The 10,852-nt window shown below is 60.7% G+C and carries 8 protein-coding genes; all 8 read left to right on the forward strand.

The window, feature by feature from the left end; genetic code table 11:
• Window positions 1-21: 21 nt before the first annotated feature.
• The 8 genes from AC6FTP_RS23110 to AC6FTP_RS23145 all read left to right on the forward strand — a co-directional run bounded on the left by AC6FTP_RS23110 (window position 22) and on the right by AC6FTP_RS23145 (window position 10,730).
• Window positions 22-2,331, forward strand: coding sequence for a M56 family metallopeptidase (locus AC6FTP_RS23110; protein WP_497209274.1), 2,310 nt, complete (start codon window positions 22-24; stop codon window positions 2,329-2,331).
• Window positions 2,332-2,418: 87 nt separating this feature from the next.
• Window positions 2,419-2,547, forward strand: coding sequence for a hypothetical protein (locus AC6FTP_RS23115; protein WP_497209267.1), 129 nt, complete (start codon window positions 2,419-2,421; stop codon window positions 2,545-2,547).
• A 33-nt stretch (window positions 2,548-2,580) separates the two neighbouring features.
• Window positions 2,581-3,069, forward strand: coding sequence for an EF-hand domain-containing protein (locus AC6FTP_RS23120; RefSeq protein WP_497209268.1), 489 nt, complete (start codon window positions 2,581-2,583; stop codon window positions 3,067-3,069).
• Window positions 3,070-3,243: 174 nt separating this feature from the next.
• Window positions 3,244-4,845 (forward strand): sulfatase-like hydrolase/transferase, encoded by a 1,602-nt coding sequence (locus AC6FTP_RS23125; RefSeq protein WP_497209269.1) that lies wholly within the window; start codon window positions 3,244-3,246, stop codon window positions 4,843-4,845.
• A gap of 35 nt (window positions 4,846-4,880) precedes the next feature.
• Complete coding sequence (locus tag AC6FTP_RS23130; protein WP_497209270.1) at window positions 4,881-6,368, forward strand: sulfatase; 1,488 nt, start codon at window positions 4,881-4,883, stop codon at window positions 6,366-6,368.
• A complete protein-coding gene (locus AC6FTP_RS23135; protein WP_497209271.1) occupies window positions 6,365-7,933 on the forward strand; it encodes a sulfatase in 1,569 nt (522 codons plus the stop codon). The genes AC6FTP_RS23130 and AC6FTP_RS23135 overlap by 4 nt, the downstream gene beginning before the upstream one ends.
• Window positions 7,930-9,474 (forward strand): sulfatase family protein, encoded by a 1,545-nt coding sequence (locus tag AC6FTP_RS23140; RefSeq protein WP_497209272.1) that lies wholly within the window; start codon window positions 7,930-7,932, stop codon window positions 9,472-9,474. The genes AC6FTP_RS23135 and AC6FTP_RS23140 overlap by 4 nt, the downstream gene beginning before the upstream one ends.
• A 38-nt stretch (window positions 9,475-9,512) precedes the next feature.
• On the forward strand, window positions 9,513-10,730 hold the full coding sequence (locus AC6FTP_RS23145) for a sialidase family protein (RefSeq protein ID WP_497209273.1): 1,218 nt from the start codon (window positions 9,513-9,515) through the stop codon (window positions 10,728-10,730).
• Window positions 10,731-10,852 lie beyond the last annotated feature (122 nt).

A 10,852-nucleotide genomic window follows, 5' to 3' on the forward strand; every position in this document is an offset into this window, starting at 1 on the left:
CTGTGGTTGCCGGTGCTGTTGGTGCTTCTGACACCCGCGTTCCCTGAGAGTCAGTGGAGTGTCGGCTCCATCGTTCGCACAGCGCCCGCGCCATTGCCCGTGCCGGTGATGGTGGCGCAGGAGTCGGTTTTAAACGTAACGCCATCGGCGGTCGGAGCCGCTGAAACACCTGCACCCATTTCCAGGAGCCAAATCATGCTCCCGGCCTGGTTGCTCGGTGCTGCGGGCATGATCGTGATCTGTCTCGGTTCCTATGCGCTGACGCTTTGGCGGATCAAACACAACCGCGTGCCGGTGAAAGATGCTTTGCTGCATGAAATCGTTGCGCTGGCCCAGGGCATCGGTCTTCGCCGTGAACCGCGTGTGTGGATGTCGCCGGTCGTCCGCAGTCCTGCCGTGACCGGCTTGTGGCGACCCGTGCTGCTCCTGCCGGTGCAGTTTGATGAATCCCTCACGGCTCAGGAGGCGCGGCTGGTGCTCAGGCATGAACTCACGCACCTCAAGCGCGGCGATCTGCCGCTCAACGCGCTGCTTTGCCTGCTGCTCGCGCTGCATTGGTTCAATCCGCTGCTCTGGCTCGCCTTCTTCAAAGTCCGGCTCGACCGCGAGGCCGCGTGCGATGCCCAAGTGCTCGACCGCGAGCCGCAGGCAGAGCGAGTCGCCTACGGGCATACGTTGCTGAGAGTTGAGACAGCCTTCAGCTACCACGGTCTCAGCCTCGGCTTTGTCGGCATTTTCCAGCGCGGCCGCGCGCTTCGTTCCCGCATTCAATCCATCGCCACACCACCCAACCCGCATCCGCTCATGAAAACCACGCTAAGTCTCGGCATCGCGCTTCTCACCTTCCTCGGCATCACCAAGGCCGCGCCGCCGGACAACAACGCTCCTCAGATTTTGATCGAAGCTAAGTTCATCGAGGTCAGTGACGGCGCGAAGGACTTGCTGGCACCCTTCGCTACCACTGGGACCAAACCGAGTGTCGGCGGAATGCTCAATGACGATCAGCTCAGCGCCTTGTGGAAGAAGATCGAACAAGCCAAAGGTGTGGACGTCCTCTCCATGCCGCGAGCGACCACCCGATCCGGCCAGAAGGCCATGAGCGAGATCAGTCGCGAGTTTGCTTACAAGGACGCCAAAGGCAAGCTGGCCACGAAACAACTGGGCACCACGCTCACGGTGATTGCCACGAAGAGTGGAGAGAACGACATCGATCTTGAGCTGACACCGCAAATCATAGAGCTGAAAAGCATGATCAAGGATGCAAAGAGCGGAGTGGAACAACCTGTCTTCAGCGAACGTAAAGCGTCGGCCAGTGTCACGATGATGTCCGGGCAGACCGTCGTCCTCGGATTGCCTTCCACCTCCACGAAGCAAACAATGGTGGAGCGGACCGGTGGAACCGTCACCCAAAAGACAGAAGACGTCATCAGGCATGCGGTGGTCTTTGTCACGGCACGTCTCGTCGATCCCGCCTCCGGTAAACCTGTTGGTGCCAAACCTGCGGACGAAAAAACCCCGCTCCAGGCCAAGCTCGCCCGCATCGTCCTGCCCAGCGTGGTTTTCGCTGACGCTACGGTCTCCGAGGCAGTGGAGTTCCTTCGACGCAAGAGCCTTGATCTCGATACCACCACGACGGACCCGAACCAGAAAGGGGTGAACATGATCGTCAAAGCGGGCGACAAAACCCCAGATGCAAGGATCACCCTGAATCTGAAGAACATTCCTCTAGGCGAGGCGCTGAAGTATGTGGCCCAGTTGGCCGGGCAGAGTTACGAGGTAAAACCCTTTGGCGTGATCATCGGCGGCAATCATCCCGTCGGAGGTCTTGTCACAAAGCAGTGGCAAGTGCCGCCAACTTTCTTCGTGGGGCTCGCGGACGGGCTCGGTCCCGGCAAGGCTGATGCGAAAGGCGTTCTTGAAGCAAACGGCATCCAATTCGGTTCCGTCGGATCGACAGTGGCTTTCGATGGCAAAAACCTGACCTTCAGGAACACGCCGGAGCAGGTGGAGCTGATGGATGCGCTCGTCGCACAATCGTCCACAAAAAAGGGTGCGCAGTGGGTTCTTCCGAAAGTGCAGTTCCATGAGGCCACCTTGGCAGAAGCAGTTGAGTTTCTGCGCATCAAAAGCCGCGAACTCGATCCCGAGAAGAAGGGCCTGAACATCCTCGTCAAACCCGGTGGCGATCCCATGGCCCAGATCACCATGCAGCTCAAAGATGTTCCCGCCTACGAAGCCCTGCGCTACGTCGCCGAAGTCGCCAGCTGCAAGCTGACGGTGGAAGGCGATGTGTTTGTCATCACACCCAAGGATCCCAGCCCGAAGAAATAGGGCTGCACGGCCAGTGCGCCTCTTTTGCAGCACCCCGATCAAACTCGCTCAGGAAGAAAAAAACCCACTCACACCGCGAACTTCGGCGTGAAGCTCAAAGAACACTGCGACGCCCACCAAGTCCCATGCGACCTCGTCTATCCCGGTGCGCCCAATGTGAAGCACTCCACCGACAGTGACTACATCAAGGCCTACCTACGGCCTGAGCTGAAGTGAGGATTGCCAATCAACATCTGCCACTGTTTCACAATGAAAATCCATGTCGCCGCCTTGCTCCTCACCACCTCCGTCATCACCGCGACGCCGAGCGCCCCGCTGATGCAGCGCATCATGAATGCCGCCGACAAGGACAAGGATGGCAAGCTCAGCCTCGAAGAATTCAAACCGTTGGATGTGCAGGCAAAGCATCACGGCGATGAGCATTTCAAAGCAGGTGACAAGAACAGCGATGGCTTCATCGACGCCGCTGAACTCGCTGGTGCACTCAAAAAGCAAACCTGGTTCGCCATTCTCGGCGAAGGCATCGAGCCTTGCTTTGCCAGGATGGATGCGAACAAAGACAACAAGCTCGATGCCTCGGAGTATCGCAAAATCTCCAAGATGGGTCATCACAGCGAGCAGCACTTCAAGGGCGCGGATGCCAACCATGACGGTTTCCTCGATCTCACCGAGTTGACCGCTCACGCGGAGGCAAAGCTCAAGCGACTCGAAAGCGGCGCGATGAAGAAAAAGCCCTAGAAGTGGAGTCAAAACAAAATATCCAAGTGGATGAACCTTTGCGATTGTGAAAAGCAGGCCCGAAAGCCAGTGGCATCGCACTCATCGTGCGTTGCTCGATCGGACACGGTTTCGGCTGAAATGCCCTGGCAGCGTTCACGTTTTCACGTGTTCAGTTTGAATGCTGCCGTCTTCATGAAATTTGCCCTCACACACCTCACCGCTCTGTTGCTCGCGCCGCTGGGCATCCTTCATGGCGTTGATGCGCCAACCCAAAAGCCCAACATCATCTTCATCTACGCCGACGACTGGGGCTGGGGCGATCTCTCTTGCCATGGCAGCACCTGGCTGAAGACGCCCAACCTCGATAAACTGGCCAGCCAGGGCACGGACTTTCAGCAGTTCAATGTGCTGAATCCCGTGTGCTCGCCGAGTCGTGCGGCGGTGATGACAGGGCTCTATCCTGCGCGGCTTTCGGTGCATCAGCACTTCGCGACACCGGAACAGAATCACGAGCGTGGCATGCCGGACTGGCTGGACCCGAAGGCTCACATGCTGCCTCGTTTGCTCAAACAAGCGGGCTATCGCACCGCCCACTTTGGCAAATGGCACCTGACCAATCGCGATACCGAAGGCGCACCGAAACCTGAGGCGTATGGTTACGACGAAGCCCGCGTCTTCAACGGGGGTGCGGGCTGGGAATCGGCGGACCTGCACGCGACGGCTTCTGACACCGCAGCCTTTATCAAAGCGAACAGGACGCAGCCGTTCTTCATCAACGCCTGGCTTCACGAGAGCCACACGCCGCATGTGCCCACGGCAGAGTCCATGGAGAAATGGAAGCATCTCGATGAGCAAAAGCAGGTCTATGCCGCCGTTATTACCGATGGCGACAACGCGGTGGGCACCATCCTCGATGCGCTGAAAGCAGAGGGCTTGGAGGAAAACACCATCGTCATGTTCAGCAGCGACAACGGCCCTGAATCCACCGCAGCGAAGCGCACGGGAAGCAAGTTCGATCCCGATGCCAACGTCACCGGCTACGACACCTTCTACAGCGTCGGCGAAACGGGCGGTTTGAGAGGTCGCAAGCGCAGTCTGTTCGAAGGCGGTGTGCGAGTGCCCTTCATCGTCCGCTGGCCCGGGCACACCCCGGCAGGCGCAAAAAATGACACCACGGTCTTCACAGCTGTCGATCTGCTGCCCACGCTGTGCGCAGCGGCCAGCGTGACTTTGCCAGCCGACTACCACAGCGATGGTGAGAACCTGCTCGCCGCCTTCCACGGCAAAACCACGGCACGCACACGGCCCCTGTTTTGGCACTGGATGGGAAAAGCCGCCGAACCCGACTACTGGCCGCGATTGGCCGTGCGTGAGGGCGATTGGAAACTCATGCTCACCGAGGACGGCAAGCGCGTCGAATTGCATCACCTCAGCCGCGATCGCGCCGAGACCGAAGATGTCTCGAAGGACCATCCCGACATCGTCGCACGTCTCAGCCAGATGGCCCGCGAGTGGAAGGCCACGCTGCCCGCCAAGCCGAACCCCGAATGCCTGAGCCAACAACCCCTTCCGGCTAAGCCCACTCAGGCCAAGCCCGGCGCGAAGAGTCCCAAGGTCACGCCCGAAGTCCGTGCCAAAGCCTTTGCCAGATGGGACACAAACCAGGACGACATCCTCACGCTCGAAGAATACCAAACGGGCCTCAAAGGCCAGTCCGACCTTGAGTCACGCTACAAGAGCTTTGATCAAAACGGAGACGGCAAACTCACTCGCGCAGAGTTCATCGGCAAATGAACGCTTTGATCAAGGCACCTTCACGACACCCCAGCATGAAACGTCCTTTCTCTTTCCTCATCGCCCTTCTCCTCGCGCCGCTGACCACACTGCACGCCGCCGAAGCTCGGAAGCCCAACATCATCCTCTTCCTCATCGACGATCTCGGCTGGCGTGACCTCGGATGCCAGGGTAGCACGTTTTATCAAACTCCACACATTGACCAACTCGCCGCCGAGGGCGTGCGCTTCACCGATGCTTACGCGGCCTGCGCGGTCTGTTCGCCGACCCGCGCTGCGGTGCTCACCGGCAAATACCCCGCTCGCCTCCTGCTCACCGAGTGGCTGCCCTCGGGCCGCTGGAATCCCAAGGCGAAACTGCAAAGCGGTCGCTTCCTGCGCGGGCTGCCAGTGGAGGAGCACACCCTGGCCGAAGCCCTTCGGGATAGCGGTTACCGCACCGCGCACATCGGCAAGTGGCATCTCGGTAGCGAGCCGTTCTGCCTGCCCGAACATCACGGGTTCGACCTCAACATCGCCGGCAACGCCCATGGCGCACCCGGCAGTTACTTCTTTCCCTATCCCGGCGACTGGCTCATTCCCGGCTCCGGCCAACGCGCTGCGTGGAACGTGCTGCCTGACGGCAAGGAGGGCGAATACCTCACCGACCGGCTCACCGACGAGGCGGTGAAGTTCATCCGCGACACCCAAGCAACGAAGAACCAAGAACAACGCACCAAGAACACTGCACAGCCGTTCTTCCTCTACTTCCCGCACTACGGCGTTCACACGCCGCTACAGGCGAAAAAGGATGTCGTCGCGAAGTATGCGCGCGTTCCTGAAGCGCAGCGTCAGGGCAAGCCAGAGTATGCCGCGATGGTCGAGAGCATCGACGATAGCGTGGGCCGCGTGATGGCGACACTTAAGGAGCTGAAGCTCGACGAAAACACCGTCATCCTCTTCACCAGCGACAACGGCGGCTTTTACAATGCCACCAGCAACGCTCCGCTGCGGGCGAACAAGGGCGCGTATTACGAAGGCGGCATCCGCGTGCCCTTGATCATCAAATGGCCCGGTGTCGCCAAGCCCGGCCTCGTGGTGAGCGATCCCGTCACCAGCACCGATTTTTATCCGACCTGTCTCGCGGCTGCGGGACGGCCCGCGCTGCCAAATCAGCATCAGGACGGCGTCAATCTACGGCCGCTGCTCGCCGGTGACGGCTCGCTGGCCGCGCGTTCCCTCTTCTGGCACTACCCGCACTACAACGAACATCCCGCCAGCGTCCCGAGCAGCGTCATCCGCAAAGGTCCGTGGAAACTCATCGAAACCTTCGACCCCGAGGGCATCGAACTCTACCACCTCGCCGACGACCTCAGCGAAACCCAAAACCTCGCCAGCACCGAAACCGCGAAATTGGACGAACTCCGCCGCGAACTCGATGCGTGGCGCAAAGACGTCGGAGCGGAGATGATGAAGCCGAACCCCGACTACGATCCCGGCGTGAAACCCGCGAAGAAGAAAAAGAAGAAGGAGGCAGCCGAATGAAGCGCCTTCTAACCGACAGAAAAATGGCAGACAAAAAGAAGCTGAATCAGAGACCCTTTTTCTGTCTCCCATCTTTTTGTCTCATTCTCCTGCCCCCATTCTTCTGCCTACCTGCAGTCGCTGCGCAGCAACGCCCGAATGTCCTCTTCATCGCTGTGGACGATCTGCGCACGTCTCTAGGCTGCTATGGTGACACATTGGTGAAGTCGCCGAACATCGACCGTTTTGCCGCCTTGGCGCGCCGGTTTGATCATGCCTACACGCAGCAGGCTGTGTGCGGGCCATCGCGCACCTCGCTGCTCACGGGCCGGTTGCCGGACAACACGCGCGTGTGGCACAACCGGAACCTCTTTCGCGACACGCAGCCGGACATCGTCACGCTGCCACAGCTTTTTAAAAACCACGGCTATCACACCGTCTCGCTCGGCAAGGTCTTCAGCGGCGATGAGCGCGAACTCGATCCCATCTCCTGGTCCGAGCCGGAGATTCTGAAGCAGAAGGGCTGGAAAAACTCCGCGCTCAGCGATTCCGGCGGCGAGGGCAAAGGGGCGGCCTGGGAAGCTGCCGATGTGCCGGATGAAGGCTACCCGGATGGTAAACTGGCGCGTTTGGCGGTCGAAAAGCTCACCGGCCTGCAAAGCGGCGGAAAGCCGTTTTTTCTCGCCGTGGGCTTTTTCAAGCCGCACCTGCCTTTCAATGCCCCGAAGCGCTACTGGGACCTCTACGATCCCACGACCTTCGATTTGAAAGACGACAGCCAGCGCGTGAAAGGCATCTCCGAGCACGCTCATCACAGTCATCGCGAACTCGGCGGTTACCGCGACATGCCGAAGGACGAGCACCTCGACGCCGCCACCACGCGCACCCTGCGTCACGGCTACCACGCCTGCGTGAGCTACACCGACGCGCAAATCGGCAGACTCCTTGCCGCGCTCGATCAGCTCGGCCTCGCGCAGAACACCATCGTCGTGCTCTGGGGTGATCACGGCTGGTCGCTTGGCGAAAAAGACCGCTGGGGCAAAGGCACCAACTTCGAGCGCGACACCCGCGTGCCGCTGCTCATCCGCACCCCCGGCCTGCCCGCGCCCGGAGCCGCCGCGTCAGGCCTTGTTGAGCTGGTGGATGTCTTTCCCACCCTCGCCGAACTCGCCTCACTGCCCGCGCCGCAGGAGCTCGATGGACGCAGCCTCGTCCCCATGCTTGCAAACCCGCAGGCACCTGGCCGCGAGGCCGCCTTGAGCCAGTTCGCCCGCCCCTTCAGCGCCAGCACGCCCGAATTCATGGGCTACTCTCTGCGCACCGCGACCCATCGCTACACGCGCTGGATCACCTGGCCCGCACGTGAACTCGTCGCCGAGGAACTCTACGACTACACCACCGGCCCAGGCACCCGCCACGAGGGTGCGTTTTGGATTGAAGAGGAAAACATCGCCGCGCACTCCACGCAGTCGGACACGCGACAGGCATTGAGCCAAAAGCTCGATCACATATTGGCCGAGCGCATCACGGTGAAGCCGGAGGCTGGGCCAGCTCCACAAAAGAAGCGAAAGAAGAAACAACCATGAAGTTCTTCATCCACTACCTCGGTCTGCTCTGCGCCTCTGCGACTCTACTCCAAGCCGAACCGCCTAACGTGCTGCTCATCGTCTCAGAGGACAACGGCCCCGAACTCGGCTGCTACGGCGATCCGTATGCCCGCACGCCGAACCTCGACCGGCTCGCCGCTGAGGGCGTGCGCTTCACTCGCGCCTTTGTGCCGCAAGCAGGCTGCAGCCAATCACGGGCGAGTTTCCTCACCGGGCTGTATCCGCATCAGCACGGGCAGATCGGCCTCGCGACCTGGGGATTCCGCCTTTACCGCGAGGACACACCGAATCTGCCGCGCAGCCTGAAGGCGGTGGGCTATCGCACGGGCATCATTGGCAAGCTGCACGTGAATCCCGAATCGGCGTTCCCGTTTGATTTTCACGAGGTCACGAGCGCAAACTTCAATCGGAAGCAGCTCGGCGATTACGCGAAGCATGCCGCGAGCTTCATCAGCGCGTCCGAGACGCCGTTCTTCCTCAGCGTGAACTTCCCCGATGCACATGATCCGTGGTTGCGGCAGGTCGATGGACTGCCGAAGTCGCCACAAACCGGCGCGGAGGTCAAAGCCATGCCTTACATGGGCATCGACCCGCCCGCGATGCGCGAGATGGTGGCCGACTACTACAACTCGCTCGCGCGACTCGACGCCTGCGTGGGTGAGTTGCTCGCCACGCTCGAAAAAAGCGGCAAAGCATCCAACACGATCGTCATCTACATCGGCGATCACGGCGCGGACTTCCTGCGCGGCAAACGCACCTGCTATGAAGGCGGCCTGCGCATCCCGCTGCTCATCCGCTGGCCGGGAAAAGCCAAGCCGCAGGTCCGCGAGGAACTCGTCTCCACCCTTGATCTCATGCCCACGGTGCTCGCTGCGTGTGGCGCGTCTCTGGTGGCGGATTTGCCCGGCCTGCCGCTGCAACCGCTGCTCGCCAACGAGCCCGCGAAATGGCGCACGCATCTCTTCGCCGAGTATCACACCCACGCCGCCGCGTCGAACTACCATCCGCAGCGCAGTGTGCGCACGGAGCGCTTCAAGCTGATCGAGAATCTCCTGCCCGACACGCTGAATCCCGATTACGCCGACACGATCCGCAAGCTCGAAACGGCTGCCAAGAAGCATGGAGAAACTGGTTGCGACGATTACATTCCCAAAGCCATCGCAGCCGCCTCACCCGAGGTCCGCACCGCCTACGCCGTGATGGAAAAACCACCGCGCTACGAGCTTTACGACCTGCAAGGCGATCCGCATGAGTTTCAAAATCTCGCCGCCGCACCCGAACACGCCGCCACGCTCGGCGAACTGAATCAGGCGCTCACGCAGTGGCGTCAAAACACCCGCGATCCCCTCCTGGACGCCAAAAACCTCACCCGCCTCACTGCCGAGGTCAGCGCCGTGAAATCGAAGTCTGAGGGCAAACAGCTAACCTGGGGTTATCCCGATTATTTCTTCGGCAAAGAGCCCGCCACGCCTACTTCGCCGTCCAAACCATCGAAGAAGAAAAAGAAGAAGCAGCCATGAACGCGTTGGATCTGAGGAAGAAAAATGAGGGCGGAAGAATGATTCCCATCCGGGCTCCATCGAAGTCCATTTTTGGGCTTCTGAGGATTCTCCTGCCTTCATTCTTTTGCCTGAATGTCTCCGCCGCCGAGCCGCTTCTGGAGAAGACCATCCTCTTCACCGAGCGTTCCGATGGCTTCACGCTTTACCGCATCCCCGGACTCGTCGTCACCGCCAAGGGCAGCGTGATCGCCTACTGCGAGGCGAGGAAGTTCAGCGACGCGGATCGAGGTGAGATCGAGATCCACCTGCGACGAAGCACCGATGGCGGCAAATCCTTCTCAGCCGCGAAACAGGTCGCCCACATGGGGCCGCGACTGCCGCGCAATCCTCACATGCCTTCCAAGAAACAGGGCAAGAACATGGGCGGCCCCGACGAGCAGACCGTGAACAATCCCGTCGCCATCGCCGCACGTGATGGCGGAGTGCATCTCCTCTACTGCGTGGAATACATGCGTGCCTTCCACCTCCGCAGCGATGACGATGGCCTGACCTGGAGCATGCCGCAGGAGATCACGGTCGCCTTTGACGCCTTTCGCGGCGAACTCGACTGGCAGGCCATCGCCACCGGTCCCGGTCACGCCATCGAGATGAAAAGCGGACGTCTCTGCGTGCCGTTTTGGATGGCCACCTATGAGAAAAAGGCGCCGCTGCGAAAAGCGGTCGGCACCCTCATCAGCGACGACGGGGGAAAGACCTGGAAACGCGGCGGCATCGCGATTCCCGATGCTGGTGAACCCAACATCGCCCCGCTTTCCGATGGCGGCGTCCTCCTCACCGCACGCAACAGCCATGCCGAGAGCCGCCGCCTCGTCACCCGCAGCGCGGATGGTGCCACGAACTGGTCCACGCCCATCTTTGCCGATGAACTGCTCGAACCCGGCTGCATGGCCGGCATCACCGCCCATCCCGGCACCGCTGCCTTTCCAGGTCCGCTACTGCTTTTCTCCCATCCGCACACCACCGACCGCGAGCACGCCGCCCGGCGCGATGTGACGATCCATCTCAGCCGCGACGACGGCAAAACCTGGCCCCTTTCCAAAACGCTCCAACCCGGCCCCAGTGCCTACAGCGACCTCGCCGTCCTGCCCGATGGCACCGTGCTCTGCTTTTACGAAAGCGGCACCGACAAGCCAAAGGTCCAACGCAAACGCGACTGGGCCTACGCGAGCCTGACCCTCGCCCGATTCAACCTCGAATGGCTCACCACGCGATGAGATTGCTCCCCATCCTCCTTTCTGCCCTCCTGACCTCCCCGGTTGCGACCCACGCTGATTCGCGTCCGAATGTTCTCATGATAATCGTGGACGACATGAACGACTGGGTGGGCTGTCTCGGC

The sequence above is a fragment of the Prosthecobacter sp. genome (genome assembly GCF_044378005.1).
Taxonomy (GTDB): domain Bacteria; phylum Verrucomicrobiota; class Verrucomicrobiia; order Verrucomicrobiales; family Verrucomicrobiaceae; genus Prosthecobacter.

Coding starts and splice junctions, on each gene's coding strand:
- AC6FTP_RS23120 (WP_497209268.1), top strand. CDS start 2,581: ATGAAAATCCATGTCGCCGCCTTGCTCCTCACCACCTCCGTCATCACC.
- AC6FTP_RS23125 (WP_497209269.1), top strand. CDS start 3,244: ATGAAATTTGCCCTCACACACCTCACCGCTCTGTTGCTCGCGCCGCTG.
- AC6FTP_RS23130 (WP_497209270.1), top strand. CDS start 4,881: ATGAAACGTCCTTTCTCTTTCCTCATCGCCCTTCTCCTCGCGCCGCTG.
- AC6FTP_RS23135 (WP_497209271.1), top strand. CDS start 6,365: ATGAAGCGCCTTCTAACCGACAGAAAAATGGCAGACAAAAAGAAGCTG.
- AC6FTP_RS23140 (WP_497209272.1), top strand. CDS start 7,930: ATGAAGTTCTTCATCCACTACCTCGGTCTGCTCTGCGCCTCTGCGACT.
- AC6FTP_RS23145 (WP_497209273.1), top strand. CDS start 9,513: ATGATTCCCATCCGGGCTCCATCGAAGTCCATTTTTGGGCTTCTGAGG.